The organism is Catenovulum adriaticum (assembly GCF_026725475.1).
GTDB classification, from domain to species: domain Bacteria; phylum Pseudomonadota; class Gammaproteobacteria; order Enterobacterales; family Alteromonadaceae; genus Catenovulum; species Catenovulum adriaticum.
In genome coordinates, this window is record NZ_CP109965.1 from 94,796 (window position 1) to 111,646 (window position 16,851).

Consider the following 16,851-nt stretch of genomic DNA (forward strand, 5'->3'; position numbering starts at 1 on the left):
CAGCGCCTCAATCATCGAGGCGCTGTTTTATTTGGAAGATACAGTGAACAAAATTACTTTATTATTTTTAAGCCTTTTTTGTGGGCAATTATTTGCACAAAACAGCCAATGCACAACCAACCCAGATTATTTAAAAGCTGAATATAAAATTACTCAGTCTGCAGCACCAAAGCAGGATAAAAAAATGATTTTATGGCGCTCAAAAGAGCAGGTAGCTCACGAGTTTTCTAAAATCACAGAGTTGTGGCAACATGTGCGTAACGGACAAATCCGTCCTATCCGCTATTTTGAAGACGCCAAACGCGGTATTGAGTATCAGCCTGCCGAACTAAAAAAAGACCAAAATTGGGACAGTAAATACCAATTAATGAGTGAGGCGTTTCTTCAGCAGATGGAGGTAGTGGGAGAACAGGGCTTTGGGTGTGATAAAGTTCAGCTTAGAACTTTTAAAAAAGCGGATTATCAAGTTCAATTAGAATGGTATCCAGCGCTTAAATTAGTTAAATCAGCACGTTTAAAAAATCAGCATAACACCACACAAATTGAGCTGATTAACAAGAATACAAACCTGAAAGAGATCAAACAACAGTTTGCTGCTTGGGACAGGTACCAAACCACAGACTATGCAGATATTGGCGATAACGAAGCCGATCCATTTTTACGAAAAATGATTAATTTAGGTTTTATTGAGCACGGTGCTACTGGGTTTTATCATGAAGATGGTCATGCATTAGGTGGCGGTCATCATAACCACGGTCATTAAGGGACACGTTTATAGGTAGTGTAACCTTGCACTGCCTGTGTCTTGGGAGACAAAAACAAAAAGCTTTTAGCCGGTAGAGTTACTTTGATCAAGCCGGCTTTAATGTAGATGTCACTTTGTTGTTCGGTTAGAGCGTTATTTAACCCACCCATATTCATCAGGCTCGAATTTGTTGTCATTAGGTATTCAGTGACAGGGGTTGAATTCACATTAAATAAACAAAAAACAGATTCCGCCACTCTGTCCGTATAACGCTCAAAAGCGAGTAAGTTATCACTATCAATAAATCTTATGTCTCCAATGGTTAATGCTGGACTATTTTTTCGCATTTTGATTAATGCTTTGAGATCCTTTAAATGTGGATTGTCTGGTGTATTCAGTTGCCATTGCATCGGGCCACGCATTAAAGGATCGTCACCACCTTGCATGCCAAGTTCACTGCCATAATAAAGGTTAGGCGAGCCAGGCAAGCTCATCATCAGCGCTCGCGCCAGTTGCTGATCGGCATATTCTGGCAGCATGCTCGCTAATCTTGGCGTATCATGGTTGTCTAGTACAAGCCAAGATTTTAGCAGGTTATCTACGCCAGCGTCTTCAACCATGCGCTTTAACATGCGCATAGCAATATGAGGTTTTATGTGTTGCTGGCAAGTTCGCCAGATGATTTCGCGAGCCGTAAAATTCATAACCCCATCAACCGCGCCTTTTAACCAGTTTTGTGGATAGCACCATATTTCACCAACAATTAGGGCGTTTGAATTAACAGAGTGTACGGCCTGAGTTAGTTCAGTTAATAATTGATAGCCAATATCGTGGGCAACATCTAAACGCCAGCCATCAATGCCTTGCTTTAAATAGCTCTGCACAACGGAGTTTTCGCCGGCCCAAATATGTGCTTGCACTGCTGGGTTTTCTAAATTTAATTCGGGTAAATTGGCAGCGTTATTCCAACAACGGTAGCCCTCGGGTAGTGCATTATCAAAAATAAACCAATTTCTGTATTGGCTATTTTTATCGGCTAGTGCCTGCTGAAATATTGGAGCATTGCGTCCCATATGGTTAAAAACCCCATCTAGCACTAACTTCATCTCTAGTGTATGAATTTTATCAGCCAGTTTTAACAGATCGGCCCGGCTGCCAAATTCAGGTGAAATTTTATGAAAGTCTAAGCTGTCATATTTGTGATTGGTATAGCCTAAATGTATTGGGTTTAAATACACTACATCTACGCTTAAGCTTTTAATGTAGTGTAAGTGGTTGCTTAGGCTAGCGAAATCACCACCCCAAAATTCAATCTCGTGGCTCCATAATTTTACATTATCTAAATAGTGACCATGTTGGGGTGCTTGCTGCCAGGATTTTAATTTTTTAGGTGCCGGGTAAAGATGCTTTTTACTATCGAGATCGGTCGCAGGTGCAAAGCGATCAGGTAAAACCTGATAGACCAAGGCACCATTGCGCCAGTCTCTTTGTCGTTGCTGGTATTTAGTCGCTTTATTCATATTATCACCTTGATCTTTTGCTGAGCTCGGATTCAATATATCAGCAGTTAGTATTAAATATCATCCATTGTGTTATTTTTATGCAGCATAGTTTCTCAGTTTACAGCACTTATGCTGAAGCCTAATTAACTTAGAAGAAGCTGATTATAATTAATGGATATGGTGAATACAGAGGTGTTAGTGTTTGCAGGTTTAGCTATGACGGCTCTGAAATTACTCAGAGCCGAACAACGCACCGCGACAAATAAAAAAGTACAGCCGGCACGATTTATATCAGGTTGAAATAGTAAAAGGGTTAAGATGCTGTCTAATGCGCCTCATCCCAGTTTTCTCCAACACCAGCCTCAACTAATAAAGGGACTTTCAATTTAGCCGCATCTTGCATTATTTGCTGAATTTTAGCTTGTGCTGATTCAACTGCGCTTGCTTTTATCTCAAATACTAATTCATCGTGTACCTGCATAACCATAATGACATCTTGATTGTTTTGTTCAGTAATCCATTGATCAACTTGAATCATAGCGTATTTAATGATGTCTGCGGCAGTGCCTTGCATTGGGGCATTAATTGCAGCGCGCTCTGCGGCTTTTCTAACGGCCCCATTGCGGGCTTTTATATCAGGTAGCTGCAATCTGCGGCCAAATATCGTCTCAACATAGCCATGCTCTTCAGCAAACGCTCGAGTCGATTCCATATATTTCAAAACACCTGGGTAGCGTTCAAAATATAACTCCATGTATTTTTGAGCTTCGCCTCTTGGAATACCTAATTGACGAGATAAACCAAATGCAGACATACCGTAAATAAGCCCGAAGTTAATAGCTTTAGCACTCCGGCGTTGTTCTGAGCTTACTTTATCTAGGTCAGTATTAAAGACCTCCGCTGCTGTGGCTTTATGGATATCTCTACCTTCAGAAAATGCAGTTAATAAACCTTCATCACCTGACAAATGCGCCATTATTCTCAATTCGATTTGTGAATAATCGGCTGCGACTATTTTATAACCATCTTGAGCGACAAACGCTTTACGAACTTTACGCCCTTCTTCATTACGAATTGGAATATTTTGTAAGTTTGGATCGGTCGAAGACAACCGGCCTGTGGCAGTAACTGCTTGATGATAAGAGGTATGGACTCGCCCTGTTTTATTGGCAACCATCAGCGGTAATTTATCGGTATAGGTTGATTTTAATTTAGCTAAACCACGATATTCTATTATGACTTTAGGTAACGGGTAGTCTAGTGCCAGCTCTTGCAAGACTTCTTCAGCAGTAGAAGGTGCACCTTTTGGTGTTTTTTTGATAACAGGGTGATTGAGCTGTTCAAACAATATTTTTTGAAGCTGTTTAGTTGAACTCAAGTTAAATTTTTCGCCTGCGATTTCGTGGGCTTGTTCTTCAAGTTTGGCTAAACGAATTAAAATATCTTCACTTTGCTTAGATAGTTGATAGCTATCAATTAAAACGCCATTTTGTTCAATTTTGCTTAACACAGGAATTAAAGGCAACTCTATGGTTTGATAAACCGTTTTGAGTTTTTCATCTTTTGCCAATAAATCCCATAGTTTTTGATGAAGCTGAAGTGTAATGTCTGCATCTTCTGCCGCGTAAGGTGCTGCAGTATCAAGGTGAATTTGATTAAAAGTTAGCTGTTTTGCGCCTTTACCCGCTATTTCTTCAAAACTAATATTTTTATGGCCTAAATATTTAAGTGCTAAACTGTCCATATCATGGCGCGTACCTACACTATTGTAAACATAAGATTCAATCATAGAATCATGTGCAATGCCTTTTAAATCAATATCATAATTGGCCAGCACATGTTTATCGTATTTTAAATTTTGACCAACAATGGCTTTGTTTGGATCTTCTAACAAAGGCTTTAACTGGTTTAATACCCAATCTCTATCCAGTTGTGTGGGGGCATCTTCATAATCATGAGCCACAGGCACATAAGCAGCTTCACCAGCTTCAACAGCAAAAGAAACACCGACTATTTCAGCCTGCATATAATTAAGAGACGTGGTTTCAGTATCAAATGCAATTAACTCTGCGCTTTGTAATTTAGCTAACCATAGATTAAATTCGGTTTTGTCTAAAATGCAGCTGTAATTGCCCGCTGCTTTTTCAGATATTTCTTCAACTTCGCTTTGCGCTTTTGTATCTTGCTGACCAATTGCGTCCGACAGCCAACGTTTGAATTCCATCGCTTTATAAAGCTCGATGAGCTGGTTTTGGTCAGGCGCTTCGATATTTAATTCTTGATGTGCTAAATCCAACTCAACATCGGTCTTTATTGTTGCTAATTGATAAGATAATTTAGCTTCGTTTTCATTTTCGCGTAATTTTTTGGGCATGGTTTTAGCCCCGCGAAATGATAAGCTGGCTACTTTATCTGGATCTTGGTAAAGCTTTTCAATACTACCAATGCCTTGCAGCATAGCAAGTGCGGTTTTTTCACCAACCCCAGGTAAGCCGGGAATATTATCAACTTTATCGCCCATTAAAGCTAAATAATCGATTATCAGTTCCGGGCCAATCCCAAATTTATCCTTTACCCCTGACTCATCCATAATGGTATCAGTCATGGTATTAATTAAAGTGACATGAGGGTTAACTAGCTGTGCCATGTCTTTATCGCCAGTGCTAATTAGAACATGACGATTTTGTTCGCTGGCTTGTTTGGCGAGCGTGCCAATAACATCATCGGCTTCAACCCCTTCGACACAAATCAAGGGCAAACCTAAGGCTTTTATTATTTGATGTAACGGCTTTATTTGAACGCGCAAGTCATCAGGCATAGGCGGGCGGTTAGCTTTGTATTCTGGATACATATCGCTACGGAATGTTTTACCTTTAGCATCAAAAATCACTGCCATTTGAGTTGGCTTAAAACGATTAATTAAGCTGCGTAACATATTGACGACACCATAAACAGCGCCGGTAGGTTCACCGTTTGAATTGGTTAAATGCGGTGGAGCATGGAAAGCTCTGAATAAATATGAAGAACCGTCAACCAATATGAGAGGGTTATCTGCTACTTTGCTCATAAAATTAGTACCGTTTATTAATTTTAAATGGAGTATATCACGCTGAGCGGATGAACTGCTGAATTTTAGGCACAGCTAATTCCACAATTAAAATTGCGTAAGCTGTGGATAACTTTGTTGAAAAAGTTTGGGCTAATAGTGCTATTAAAAGAATTATTTATTATTTTTGTATTTAACTTATTGTTTTTTATATTTATTTTTATTCCCTTGAATATTATTTAAAAATAGAGAGCCATGTGGAAACTTTGCCATTTAAAGCAAGGGTTTCTGAAAATCAATTTTTAAAGGGTAGCTAATTTACCTCTTGTGGAGTGATAAATCTAGCTGTCTTTTAACTTAATTTAAACTTAGTAAATAATGAAAAATTATAAGGCGATAAGTATTATCTTCTGTCAACTTTTACGAACATTATTACTCAGCCGATAAAGCTTCGCCTTTTGGGGAACTAGATGATTCTTGGTTGTCCGTTGGTGCGTTTTCTGTTTGTTGAGTGGCTTCTTTTGTGGGGGCATTTACTTGTTGCGGAAAATTGAGTGTGATTCGGGTGTAACGGTCAATTTTGCTTTTTATATTGAAGGTTCCGTTAAATTTTTCTTCAGCTAATTGCTTAGCTAATGCCAAACCAATGCCAACAAGTTGTGGATGATCGGTATTGTCATCGATCGCTTGTAAAATTTCGGCATCAATGCCTAAGCCATTATCTTCTACGCGAATATTAATAAGCCCTTTTCTTTTATTAAACGATGCTTCAACCATTAAAACATTGTCTGTCCGGTTTTTAAAACCATGCTCTAAACTATTATTGAGCAATATAGTCAGTAAATGAGTTAACGATCCCGGGTAGGTTTCTACCATTAAATCTTGGCCAACCGTCATAATAAAATTAACGTTTTTATGTGCTGGTTTGTATGTAGCTATTAGTGCTTCAATATGTGTTTGTAAGTGAACTTGTCTAATTGAATCTTGCTCAAGGTCTTGTTTTATATGATCTAAGTTGTATAAAGATTCGCCTGCTTTTATCATGTTTTCAGCACTGCGACGTGTGGTTAGTACACTGTTATCTATATAGGCGACAATTTGGCCAAGTGTGGCTTTTTTGTCTTTTATATTACGTTTTAGATTGATGCCTTTTTCTTCTAGGGAACTACAAATCTTAATAACATTACTAACATATGGCGGAATAGTTGAAATCGCTTTAGGTGCTAACTGGCTATAGACAGCCTGTTTGGCTGAGCGTTTAAAGTTATCTAAACACGTATTTAGCTGAGCATGCAGAGCTTCAAGTTTTAATTCTGTTTGAGCCGTTTGCTCATTTGCCAGATGTCTTAACCAAGCTAAAAAACCAATTAAACATGCAATTAAACAACTAAAAATAATACCAGCTGCAAATACTTTATTCGCTTTGGCTAAATTTGGGCCGTGGTTATAGTTTGATAATACTTGTGTTTGTAGGTGCCAATGATAATTAGGAATAATTGTTAGCGATTTTTCTGTGAGTAAATTAGTTGTCGTAAATTGATTAAAATCCCAGTTAAGTATTGGCTTGGTTTTATTCGTTAACGTTAAATTAAATGCCAATTTATTGGGCTTATGCAAATGATTCAATGCAAAATTTATAGCCGCGGTATCTATTACACTAAACAGAAAATACTCATTGGTTTGATGCTCAAAGTTTATGGCTGCAATTAAACTTTGTGGTTTATTATTTGGTGCCTGTTTAGGTTGTAATATGACTTGGCCTTGATGGCTTTTACTTAGCCGGTATAAGTTGAGTAGCTCGGCTTTTAAGGCATCGTTTTGTTGAAAAGCATTAGCAGTACCAAATGACCATTTATGACTAAGCCGTTGGCTATCAATTAAATAGTAACCAAGTGATACTTCATCCAGCTGTGAATGGTTTTTTAAACTAGCTTGGGCTAATTCATCGTATTGTGCTGCTTGTAATTGAGGTTGTGCTGAAATAATGCTTGAGAACTGAGTGAGTAAATTAACTTTTGGATTAAGCAACTGAGTTGCTTTGGTTAAAAATGCATGGCTATCAGGCTCAGCTGAATTTAACCAAAGTTGATGCTCAAGGTTTTCAATATTCTGTTTGGCTTTAAATGAAGTCGCTAAGCCGATAAATAAGCAGACTACAACAATAACCCAGCTTGGAAACTTATTTATTTTCATTATGGGTTACCTGATAATGCTAAAATAACAGGATTTTTTATAAGGCTATTTGTGTTTGCTTGATTCATGTTTACTCTTAACGTTAAATTTTCATCCTGCTGAATAAAAGCGAGCGTGCCATTTTGCAATAAAAAAGCATCACCATTACCAATACTAATGCTATTTTTTTGAATGGCAGTGGTTAAAATATGGCGTATATTAAGTTGGCTAAATACATTATCAAAATAATAAATGTCACAACTGAACTCAATTATATAATCAGACAAGTCTTTAATCTGATAAAAATAGTGTAAATTAACTAAATGCTGGCCACTTTTAAAAGCTTGTTTATCCCCAACTAAATGAGCCGCTGAATGCTCATTTTGAGTTAAACTACACATTTCTAGTGGTTTATTTTGAGTTCGAATGGTTGACCAATCAATATGCTTTAACGTCTGAAAAAGCACGAGCGACTTATCGTTTTCATTATCTTCGGCTTTTATCGGACAGGCAAAAATAACTAATAGCGCAGTAAAAAAAAGTGTAATGGGCTGAAACACGGTCGTCCTTTTATAACGATATTAATCTTTATGCAATGATACGTAGTTTAAAGGGCTCATTAAGGCACGGCAATCTTTAATCACAAAATATTAACTATAGGTAACTATGGAACATTTTGACAATATATATAACAGAGCATGTGAACGAAAAGGTGGCGAGCAAGCCATTTCAGGTTTATTAGGCACTTCAGTCTCTAACCAGCAAATTGCTGAGTATGACGACAGTCGAATATTATCGGCATTTACTAAAAAAGTATTTCAATCTGGTTTTGTATGGCGAGTTGTAGAAAACAAATGGAGTGAATTTGAGCGTTTGTTTTTTAACTTCGAAATTGAAAAAGTTTTAATGATGCCCGATGAGCTATTAGAAAAAAGGGCCAGTGATCCTGCCATTATTCGCAACGCCAAAAAAGTGATGACGATTAGAGATAACGCATTAATGATGCACGACGTGCAAGTTGAGCATCAAACGTCATTTGCGAAATGGCTGGCTGATTGGCCTAGCTCGGAAATTACTCAACTTTGGCTTTATCTTAAAAAGCATGGAAGCCGACTGGGTGGTAATACAGGGCCATATGCATTAAGGGCTTTGGGAAAAGACACCTTTTTATTAACCCAAGATATTGAAGCTTATTTTCGTAGCCAAAAATTAATTGAGGGCGGGTTAACCAGTTTGCGCAATTTAAAGATTATTCAAAATTGTTTTAATACTTGGCAGCAAGAATCAAATTACGATTTGCAAAGCATTAGCCAGCTAATTGCTTATGGCGTAGGCGATAACTATGTTGGTATGCAAGGTCCACACGAATGACAACAAGCTTAATTATTAAAGCAAGTGAAACTGAGATTGAAATGAATGAATATTTAAAGCAATTGTCAGTTGAGTTTGGTTTTAAGTTAGTCACAAAAAGCGATTCACCTTTACAATTAATTTGGCAAGATGGTCAATTGCAACTATTTCAAATAGAACAAAAAAATCAAGGCGGGGTGCGTGTTGATTTTTGCAGTTCACAATCAGAATACAGGCGAAATCAGGCTAGCATAAAAAAAGAAGTCATTGCCAGAGCCGTTGGAATTAAAGCGAATTACCGGCCTAATGTTTTAGATGCAACCGCAGGTTTGGGCCGAGATGGCTTTGTATTGGCAGCATTAGGGTGCAATGTAACTTGGCTTGAGCGCCATCCTTGTGTTGCTGCTTTACTGTTTGATGGTCTATATCGGGCTCAGCAAGATCCAAATATTGGAGATTGGGTTAGCCAAAGGCTCAAGTTAATTCATAGTTCAGCCTTAACCAGCGAAGATATTTTGCCCCAGCTAGCGCAAAAGCCAGATGTGGTTTACTTAGACCCTATGTACCCCCATAAAAAAAAATCAGCCGCAGTTAAAAAAGAAATGAAAGTATTTCAAAGCTTGGTTGGGGCTGATCTTGATGCTGATGGTTTATTAGCTAGCGCCCGAAAAATGGCAGTTAAACGAGTGGTGGTTAAACGACCTGATTATGCTAAACCGCTCAACGGTGAAAAACCAAACTTTACAATTGATTCAAAAAAGCACCGTTTTGATATATACCTAATAAACGAATAAATTAATTTTATATTAGCAGGAGCAAAGCAATGGGATTATTAGATGGATTATTAGGCAATGCCAGTGAAATTGATAGCGCAGAAGTAGAGCAAGAGCTATCACCTATATTAGGTCGTGAAGAACAAGTTACTTACGCCTGTAAAGAAATTAGAGATATGTATGTGTTTACTAATAAACGCCTTATTTTGATTGATAAGCAAGGGGTAACAGGTAAAAAAGTGGAGTATCACTCTATACCTTATAAAGCGATTAGCCACTTTTCATTGGAAACCGCTGGTCATTTTGACATGGATTCAGAGTTGAGAATATGGATAAGCAGCCACCAAGATCCAATCAAGCGTGAATTAAAAAATGGCGACACTGTACTCGGCATTCAACAAGCATTGGCAAATTATGCGTTAGGCTAAAACAAGGGTTAAATTCGCATTTTTAGCTCACTTAAGTATAAAATAGCGATAAATTAAATTTGTTTAATAGGAAAGTAAAATGCCATCATTTGACATTGTCACTGAAACCGAACAGGAAGAAATTCGTAATGCTGCCGAAAATGCACAACGAGAGCTATCAACTCGTTTTGATTTTAAAGGCGTTGATGCTGAATTTGAATTTAACAAAGAGAGCATTAAACTGGTAGCCGAAGCTGATTTTCAACTGGATCAAATGGTAACCATATTAAGAAGCCAGTTAGCAAAGCGAAAAGTAGATCCTAGATCGATTAAGTTAAGTGAAACTGAGCATTCTGGAAAAACCTTTAAAAAAGTAGCCACTTTTATCCAAGGTATTGAAACACCAGTCGCTAAAAAAGTGGTTAAATTAATAAAAGACAGCAAACTTAAAGTTCAAGCTTCTATTCAAGGTGACCAGGTTAGAGTGACCGGTAAAAAACGAGACGACTTACAAGCGGTTATGCAACTCGTTCGTCAAGATGAGTCACTTGATCAACCATTTCAGTTTAATAACTTCAGAGATTAATACACTTAAATCAAATCAAACTCAAAGTAGCTGCATACTTTGAGTTTGATGGTTATGCCTGATAACCATACATATTGTCAAACTCAGGAATATTCTTTTCCCACAAAGGTTTATCTTTTCCGATATATTCGATCACTGCATCTAAAAAAAGCTGAGAGCGCACAGGCAAACCTCGATGAGGGTAAACCGCGTTAATGGAATAATAATTGGGTAATTTAACATGTTTTAGTAAAGGTACTAGCTCACCTTTTAAAATTTCTTGCCCAATTACAAACGATGGAATAGGCGCATAAGCCGTGCCTGATAAAGCTTTGGATAAAATTAACTCACCATCGTTTGCCTGAAAAACACAGCGCATATTAATACTCACTTCTTCGCCATTTTCAGTAATATACGGCATTTCAATCATACGTCTGGTCTCGCCAGCGTATGTAGCAGCAGGGAGTTTTGCTAGTTCTTCCATCGTTTTAGGTTCGCCATACGTTTTAATAAACTCAGGTGAGGCAACAATTAAAACGCGGATAGGGGCGATTGGCCTTGAGATTAAATTTGAATCTTTTTGTGGGCCGGCGCGAAAAGCCAGATCATAGCCTTCGCTAATAACATCTACCAACCTGTCTTCTAACCTAAGTTCAATGTCAACTTGCGGATATTTTTTTTGAAATTCATTAATGACGGGCTGAATGTAGCGTTTACCTAAAATAGAAGAACTAGTCAGCCTTAATAAACCTTTAGGCTCAGTGTGAAAGTTTTCTGATATTTGAATGGTTTCACGCAATAAATAACGAATCTCTTCGGCCTTTTTGACCATTTCAGCGCCAGCTGCCGTTAATGAAAATGAGCGAGTGGAGCGGTTCAGTAAACGAACCCCTAAACTACTTTCTAATTTACTAATTTGCTTAGATACGACCGATCTATCTATGTTACGTCGTTTAGCTGCTTTGCTAAATGAGCCTTGTTCGACAACTTCTAAAAAAATGAGCAGACGGTTTGTTAAATCCATAGTTTAATACATGTTTGGCAGTAAAGTTATAATCATAGGTTATTGTTGCTCGTTTGGCATCAATTAATTGCCAAGATTGGGGTAAGTATTCAACTGTCAATTCGATATAATAACGAAATTGATTTTTTGGAGTAAATAATGGCTTTCTTAAAAAAAGTATTTTTGACCACGGGTTTGGTTTTTTCGTTTGTATTTTCAACATGGGCTCAAGCTCATCCATCACCTAGTGAATTATTAAGTTCAGTAGGTCAAAAGTTATTTGCTCAAATTGCAGAGCTGGATTCTGACAATGAACAACAAAAACGAGAAAATTTAAAGCAATTGGTCAATGCCCAATTGTTTCCGCATGTGGATTTAAAGTTTGTTTCTTTTAAACTGCTGGGAAAACATATCCGTACTGTGAACCGCAATGATGTTCCAAAATTTGTAAACGCAGTAAAAGCTAACCTTGTATCAACTTATGCCAATGCACTAATGGCATATAAAGGTCAAAAAGTAGTATTTGCTCAATCAAGCGAACCAACTGAGAGTAAATATGCCACAGTAAAAGCACGCATTATTGAAGCCGGTGCGCCAGAAATTGACTTGCAATTTAAGCTAAGAAAAAACAAACAAGGTGAATGGAAAGTGTATGACATGGTAGCGGAAGGCATATCTTTATTAAGTGCCAAACAAAAAGAAGTCGTGCGCCGAATTTCAGATGTTGGTTTAGATAAAGTGATTGTTCAATTGGAAAAGAGTTAAACTTTATAGGCCTTAGCAGCTTTATCGCTATTCAATCGGCCACCCGCCTGCCAAACCCCCTTTTTGGCAGGCTTTTTTATTAACTAAAATTTAAGCCTCATTTATTTAAAGTTACGAGCTAAAAAGCACTCGATAGCTTATTAAGTCCGGTCATATTTTGTTTCTGTGTTGCTATTTGGGATTTATAGCGACAAAGCTTTTATATAGTGACTTAACGCTTGCTCAAGTATTTTAATAGCACTGAAATAATACATTGATTTATTTTTGAATTGGACGAGTTAAATATAAATGTTTACTTTGTTTTTTTTATGTTTTAAATTTGTTGTTAATCCAATTCAATTATTTGTTACTTGCTTAAAATCCTGTGTTTTTTCATGCGAATAAGGCTACGTCAATAAACATCTCCACCATGGATTTTGATGCTAGGTGATAATGGGCTAATCCATATTATGGGAATTATAGGTGCATTTATTTTATATATGGCTTTAGTGATTACTGAAGCTATCTGCAAATCTAAAAAATTTTCTATGAAAAAAGCTTTTTTTATGGGTTCGTTAGTTTGTTTGTGACTTCTATGGTTTTACTTTTTAGTGGTGAAATCATGGTCGGTTCATATTCCAATTCAGGGGCTGAATATCGGTATTTATGGTTTTTAGGTGGCATAGGGCTTGGCGTTGCATGTGGGGCAAAAGTAGCGATGGCTTGTGAATCAGCAGATTATTAATCAAACGTTTTGAGTCTTAAGGGTTAGCCTAAATAGGCTTTAAGAGTCACAATCAATGTTTACGTTAAACGCGGAAGCTCGCTTAGGTACCATATATCACAACCAGCAGGAAGCGGTTTAATCTTTTCAGAATTGAACGGAAATTGTGGATTCAGATGTTTCTAGGGAAAGTTTATGGCTATTCTGTTGGAATTGGTAAAGTTTTGTCGCCAGCAGTCAACCAAATTACTCAAGGTTCAAAATCTTCAGAAATCATATGGGGTCACAATTCATGGTGGCTTGGAAATGGTTTGGGTTTTATTCCAATAACGGGGGATTAGATGGAATTTTTATTATTTGGTTTCGTGGCATTAATTTTTAAAGTTATTGAAGTTATTTGTGAAAGAAAAAAGTTTACTCCTAGTAAATCATTTGCAATTGGTTTTATTACTGTTTTAGCTGCTTTTTAATAGTGTTATCCGTTGGAATGTCATTTCGAGAACCAGGGAATACATTTACTCAAACCAGATTGTTTATCTCGTTGGGCGGAATCATTATTTTAAGCGCGGCAGCTGGTGTTAAATGTTGCTTTAATGCGCATATCAACAATCACTATTAGCATGTTGCGCGCATAAATGGTGGGAGTCTATGGATTCGGACTTAGAGCAAGCAAGGAATTATTAAAACAAGGTAGGTCCGAATTCACTGCTGGGGCTACCGGTAATGCATTAGCTGATACAGTTTCAACCAATATTGAAATGGACTTTGATCCGGAGGACTAATTTATGATTTACAAATTATCTATTGGTATATATATCATTTTGAATATGTTTGATCTTTATCTAACTCTAAACGTTAAATCAATAGTTAAAGCAGCGATCTTAATTTATTTGTATATGTTTTTTACTCATAATATCAAAGCCTATTTCGATAAAAAACCTATACAGGTTGCCATGGCTAGTTTTCTCAGGTATGAACCAAGCAACAGTGAAGAGCGCCTGATAGCTTTAATTTTCTATCTCTTTTTTATAAGCGCTTTACTATTCTTAGTCGGTAGATCTATTTTGTTGGCTTTATGATATTTATAAAATATTTGAGTTAATTAGGATCCCCTTTTCGCTCAAAGCCGACACAGGGCTAGTGAAAATAGCCGTGCGGTTGGGTGAAAATGTTAGCGTTTTCGACGAATGTTTAAGCCGAATATGAGTAACGGCTCTGTGGCACAAGTAACAGCAACCAGTAAAGGTTATACCGGCCACGAAATGTTAGATGATAATGGGTTAATTCATATGAATGGCCGAGTATACGACCCAAATATCGGCCGTTTTTTAAGTGCGGATATACTGGTGCAAGCCCCCACTAATAGCCAAAGTTACAACCGCTATACATATGTGTGGAATAATCCACTGAGTATGGTCGATCCGAGTGGGTATGAGGGTGAATCATATTGTTACGATTTTGGAGTCACTGAAGAAGAGGCTAAGTCGGGTAAAACGCCAAGTGAAGGTACGGTTTGTTCAGAAGTCGATGAGCCAGAAGAAATGGAAGTTATTCACATCACCTATCGTAAACCAAAGAAAATAAATTATTGGTGGCTAATTGATAAGTGGGCAAGAGAAAATGATCAGTTAATGTCTGCAAGTAGTACAGAGCGGACGTTGAATCAACAAGATTCAAATTCTAGACCTCCCAAGCCATATAGTTCTGCCCAATGGGTTAAATTACCAAATGGCAAGCACGCTTGGGTTGATCAAAAGATTGCAATGGAGATTGGTTCAAGAGGAGGTCACAACGTCGCTCTTGAACAGTGCAGTATGTTCCAAGATTGTATGAGTAAAATGAATAGTGTTGCTTTTATGATGGGGCAAGGTTTAGATAAAACACCAATCAAAGATATCGAAGTGGAGCTACCCAAATATGGTAAATTATCCATACCTAACCCTGCAGCTGAAGTTGCTGTAGAAGTCTTTATCTCAAACTTTTGCTCGTCACTTTACGCTTCTGAATGCGGAGCTACAGGTAAGTAATATGAAATTAGGTCTGTTTATATTTTTTATTAGCTTTTTTTGCACTGGTACTGAAATCAATAAAGATCCTGTTTACGCATCAATGATTAAAGCTCACTTAATGCAGGGTAATGAGACCGAAGCAATAAAAGTAATACCTTACATGAAAAATGTTAACTATGAATATAGTTCACATTTAACCTTATTTAGTTTAGCTGGAAACATGCAGGCAAATAAGCTTGTTAGCGCCTTATTAGAAAAAGGCATTAATTTGGAAGATTTGAATAATAGGGCTGCAATTAACTCTGCGTGTATAAACTCAAATTTATCATTGGTTCAGTTAGTGATTGATAATGGTTTAGTTGCTGATTACCTTATTACTGATGCAGGGGAAATGCCGAGTTGTATGGATTTTTCTTTGAGTAGTGGCAATGATAAATTATTTGAACTTATCATGGTTTATGGCGCTGGACAGAGTAGAGATAAGTTTTGTACGGATTCATTAGCATTAAAAATAAGTAAAATAGAATTTCAAGCTATTTTTAAAAAAGCTTGCAAGCTAAGATTATAAAATTAAATTTATTTTGATTCTTAGAATGCTAAAAAGCGAAACTTTACTAGCAGGATTATACACTTTATGGCCCCTTAAAATGTCTGCAATTCGCTCAAAGCCGACACTGGGCAGGTGCAAATAACCGTGCGGTTGAGTGAAAATGTTAGCGTTTGAGACGAATGTTTAAGCCTAATATGAGCAACGGCTCTGTGGCACAATTAACAGCAACCAGTAAAGGTTATACCGGCCACGAAATGTTAGATGATAATAGGCTAATCCATATGAATGGCCGAGTATACGACCCAAATATCGGCCGTTTTTTAAGTGCGGAGATACTGGTGCAAGCCCCCACTAATAGCCAAAGTTATAATCGCTATAGTTATGTGTGGAATAATCCACTGAGCATGGTTGATCCGAGTGGGTATGCCACCGAAGGTTGTCATTACGAACATTCACTAGGTGAGTCGACAGTTTATGGCGGTTGTGATCAAGCCTATTTAGATTATTTACAAGAGCAGAAAAATCAATCAATGTCTTGTACAAATGGTCAACATTCAAACTAGTATTATAAGTAATACGACTCCAGATGCATGCGCGCCTAATTGTGCGTTTAACGACCACCAGCAAGCACTTGAAAAAATGCATGATGAACTATTTGAGCAAGTCCAGCCTTCGTCTAATATGTCAGGAAGGAGTACAGAGCAGACGTTCACAAGTCATCCTGGGTTTGTAAAAACAGCTAAAGGAAAAGGGAATTATCAGGGCACTTACACTACTTATTGCGATGCTCGTTGTAGAAATGCTGCCATGAATAGGGGAAACAAAGGAATTGATACAGAATGGGCTCGCGCAAACATAATTGCTAATCATAATAGTAGACAAGCTGCAATTTTAGCGGGGACTGGTATAGCTATTCCTCTAGCAATGGAAGGTATTGCATCCGCCTATTTAACTGAAGCTATGTCAATAGGTCAAATAGCTGATGCGATTGACCTATCAATTATGTTTCTTTCAATATTTAACAATACTTCAGATAATGGGATCCGACAACAAGACGATTTACAAGGAAGAAATAATAGATCCTATATCGAGGATCCTTACAATCATAAATGGGGCTCTAGAGCAATGCCGGCAACATTCGGAAGACTTAAATTTTAAAGAGGTTGTTAATGTATATTTTGATTAGCGTGTTCGTTACTTTTTTTTTGCTTAGTGTAATTTTGCATTTATTTGTTCGCAAGGTAGCGAAGAAGATACCACA

The 16,851-nt window shown here is 37.4% G+C and carries 17 protein-coding genes; 12 read left to right on the plus strand and 5 right to left on the minus strand.

What is annotated here, in order from left to right:
- The first annotated feature begins 43 nt into the window (after positions 1–43).
- Positions 44–763, plus strand: a complete 720-nt coding sequence (locus OLW01_RS00405; protein WP_268074613.1) for a hypothetical protein — start codon at positions 44–46, stop codon at positions 761–763.
- Here the strand turns inward: OLW01_RS00405 and OLW01_RS00410 are convergent.
- From OLW01_RS00410 to OLW01_RS00425, 4 genes are all read right to left on the minus strand, one after another.
- Entirely contained in the window at positions 760–2,265 is a 1,506-nt protein-coding gene (locus OLW01_RS00410) for an alpha-amylase family glycosyl hydrolase (RefSeq protein WP_268074614.1), read from the minus strand. The genes OLW01_RS00405 and OLW01_RS00410 overlap by 4 nt on opposite strands.
- Before the next feature lie 307 nt (positions 2,266–2,572).
- Positions 2,573–5,314: a DNA polymerase I gene (gene polA / locus OLW01_RS00415; RefSeq protein ID WP_268074615.1), complete on the minus strand. Its 2,742-nt coding sequence runs from the start codon at positions 5,312–5,314 to the stop codon at positions 2,573–2,575.
- A 411-nt stretch (positions 5,315–5,725) separates the two neighbouring features.
- A complete protein-coding gene (locus OLW01_RS00420; RefSeq protein WP_268074616.1) occupies positions 5,726–7,486 on the minus strand; it encodes a sensor histidine kinase in 1,761 nt (586 codons plus the stop codon).
- The gene (locus OLW01_RS00425) at positions 7,486–8,025 is read right to left on the minus strand and encodes a YfiR/HmsC family protein (protein WP_268074617.1); all 540 of its coding nucleotides are present in this window, start codon (positions 8,023–8,025) and stop codon (positions 7,486–7,488) included. The genes OLW01_RS00420 and OLW01_RS00425 overlap by 1 nt, the downstream gene beginning before the upstream one ends.
- Positions 8,026–8,131: 106 nt before the next feature.
- Here OLW01_RS00425 and OLW01_RS00430 point away from each other — a divergent pair, with 106 nt between their 5' ends.
- The 4 genes from OLW01_RS00430 (at position 8,132) to OLW01_RS00445 (ending at position 10,581) form a co-directional block, all read left to right on the plus strand.
- Positions 8,132–8,836 (plus strand): DNA-3-methyladenine glycosylase I, encoded by a 705-nt coding sequence (locus OLW01_RS00430; RefSeq protein WP_268074618.1) that lies wholly within the window; start codon positions 8,132–8,134, stop codon positions 8,834–8,836.
- A gap of 41 nt (positions 8,837–8,877) precedes the next feature.
- On the plus strand, positions 8,878–9,609 hold the full coding sequence (locus tag OLW01_RS00435) for a class I SAM-dependent methyltransferase (RefSeq protein ID WP_326498595.1): 732 nt from the start codon (positions 8,878–8,880) through the stop codon (positions 9,607–9,609).
- A 29-nt stretch (positions 9,610–9,638) separates the two neighbouring features.
- Positions 9,639–10,016, plus strand: a complete 378-nt coding sequence (locus tag OLW01_RS00440; protein WP_268074620.1) for a PH domain-containing protein — start codon at positions 9,639–9,641, stop codon at positions 10,014–10,016.
- A gap of 79 nt (positions 10,017–10,095) precedes the next feature.
- Positions 10,096–10,581, plus strand: coding sequence for a YajQ family cyclic di-GMP-binding protein (locus OLW01_RS00445; RefSeq protein ID WP_268074621.1), 486 nt, complete (start codon positions 10,096–10,098; stop codon positions 10,579–10,581).
- A gap of 52 nt (positions 10,582–10,633) precedes the next feature.
- Here the strand turns inward: OLW01_RS00445 and OLW01_RS00450 are convergent, their stop codons facing one another.
- The gene (locus OLW01_RS00450; RefSeq protein ID WP_268074622.1) at positions 10,634–11,584 is read right to left on the minus strand and encodes a LysR family transcriptional regulator; all 951 of its coding nucleotides are present in this window, start codon (positions 11,582–11,584) and stop codon (positions 10,634–10,636) included.
- 138 nt (positions 11,585–11,722) lie between these two features.
- Between OLW01_RS00450 and OLW01_RS00455 the strand changes: the two genes are divergently transcribed.
- The 7 genes from OLW01_RS00455 to OLW01_RS00485 all read left to right on the plus strand — a co-directional run bounded on the left by OLW01_RS00455 (position 11,723) and on the right by OLW01_RS00485 (position 16,748).
- Positions 11,723–12,328: an MlaC/ttg2D family ABC transporter substrate-binding protein gene (locus tag OLW01_RS00455; protein ID WP_268074623.1), complete on the plus strand. Its 606-nt coding sequence runs from the start codon at positions 11,723–11,725 to the stop codon at positions 12,326–12,328.
- A gap of 601 nt (positions 12,329–12,929) precedes the next feature.
- The gene (locus OLW01_RS00460; RefSeq protein WP_268074624.1) at positions 12,930–13,052 is read left to right on the plus strand and encodes a hypothetical protein; all 123 of its coding nucleotides are present in this window, start codon (positions 12,930–12,932) and stop codon (positions 13,050–13,052) included.
- Positions 13,053–13,372: 320 nt separating this feature from the next.
- Positions 13,373–13,501 carry a hypothetical protein gene (locus OLW01_RS00465; protein WP_268074625.1) on the plus strand — a complete coding sequence of 43 codons (129 nt, stop codon included), beginning with the start codon at positions 13,373–13,375 and terminating at the stop codon, positions 13,499–13,501.
- Positions 13,502–14,218: 717 nt separating this feature from the next.
- Complete coding sequence (locus OLW01_RS00470) at positions 14,219–15,058, plus strand: RHS repeat domain-containing protein (RefSeq protein ID WP_268074626.1); 840 nt, start codon at positions 14,219–14,221, stop codon at positions 15,056–15,058.
- Position 15,059: 1 nt separating this feature from the next.
- Positions 15,060–15,608, plus strand: a complete 549-nt coding sequence (locus OLW01_RS00475) for an ankyrin repeat domain-containing protein (RefSeq protein ID WP_268074627.1) — start codon at positions 15,060–15,062, stop codon at positions 15,606–15,608.
- A gap of 161 nt (positions 15,609–15,769) precedes the next feature.
- A complete protein-coding gene (locus tag OLW01_RS00480; protein ID WP_268074628.1) occupies positions 15,770–16,153 on the plus strand; it encodes an RHS repeat-associated core domain-containing protein in 384 nt (127 codons plus the stop codon).
- Positions 16,134–16,748, plus strand: coding sequence for a hypothetical protein (locus OLW01_RS00485; protein ID WP_268074629.1), 615 nt, complete (start codon positions 16,134–16,136; stop codon positions 16,746–16,748). Before OLW01_RS00480 ends, OLW01_RS00485 begins: the two co-directional genes overlap by 20 nt.
- The last annotated feature ends 103 nt before the right edge of the window (positions 16,749–16,851 follow it).

Excerpts from the sequence above, each read along its gene's own strand:
- OLW01_RS00410 (WP_268074614.1), bottom strand. The coding sequence starts at position 2,265 with ATGAATAAAGCGACTAAATACCAGCAACGACAAAGAGACTGGCGCAAT.
- polA (WP_268074615.1), bottom strand. The coding sequence starts at position 5,314 with ATGAGCAAAGTAGCAGATAACCCTCTCATATTGGTTGACGGTTCTTCA.
- OLW01_RS00420 (WP_268074616.1), bottom strand. The coding sequence starts at position 7,486 with ATGAAAATAAATAAGTTTCCAAGCTGGGTTATTGTTGTAGTCTGCTTA.
- OLW01_RS00430 (WP_268074618.1), top strand. The coding sequence starts at position 8,132 with ATGGAACATTTTGACAATATATATAACAGAGCATGTGAACGAAAAGGT.
- OLW01_RS00435 (WP_326498595.1), top strand. The coding sequence starts at position 8,878 with ATGAATGAATATTTAAAGCAATTGTCAGTTGAGTTTGGTTTTAAGTTA.
- OLW01_RS00440 (WP_268074620.1), top strand. The coding sequence starts at position 9,639 with ATGGGATTATTAGATGGATTATTAGGCAATGCCAGTGAAATTGATAGC.
- OLW01_RS00445 (WP_268074621.1), top strand. The coding sequence starts at position 10,096 with ATGCCATCATTTGACATTGTCACTGAAACCGAACAGGAAGAAATTCGT.
- OLW01_RS00450 (WP_268074622.1), bottom strand. The coding sequence starts at position 11,584 with ATGGATTTAACAAACCGTCTGCTCATTTTTTTAGAAGTTGTCGAACAA.
- OLW01_RS00455 (WP_268074623.1), top strand. The coding sequence starts at position 11,723 with ATGGCTTTCTTAAAAAAAGTATTTTTGACCACGGGTTTGGTTTTTTCG.
- OLW01_RS00460 (WP_268074624.1), top strand. The coding sequence starts at position 12,930 with ATGGTCGGTTCATATTCCAATTCAGGGGCTGAATATCGGTATTTATGG.
- OLW01_RS00465 (WP_268074625.1), top strand. The coding sequence starts at position 13,373 with ATGGAATTTTTATTATTTGGTTTCGTGGCATTAATTTTTAAAGTTATT.
- OLW01_RS00470 (WP_268074626.1), top strand. The coding sequence starts at position 14,219 with ATGTTTAAGCCGAATATGAGTAACGGCTCTGTGGCACAAGTAACAGCA.
- OLW01_RS00475 (WP_268074627.1), top strand. The coding sequence starts at position 15,060 with ATGAAATTAGGTCTGTTTATATTTTTTATTAGCTTTTTTTGCACTGGT.
- OLW01_RS00480 (WP_268074628.1), top strand. The coding sequence starts at position 15,770 with ATGTTTAAGCCTAATATGAGCAACGGCTCTGTGGCACAATTAACAGCA.
- OLW01_RS00485 (WP_268074629.1), top strand. The coding sequence starts at position 16,134 with ATGGTCAACATTCAAACTAGTATTATAAGTAATACGACTCCAGATGCA.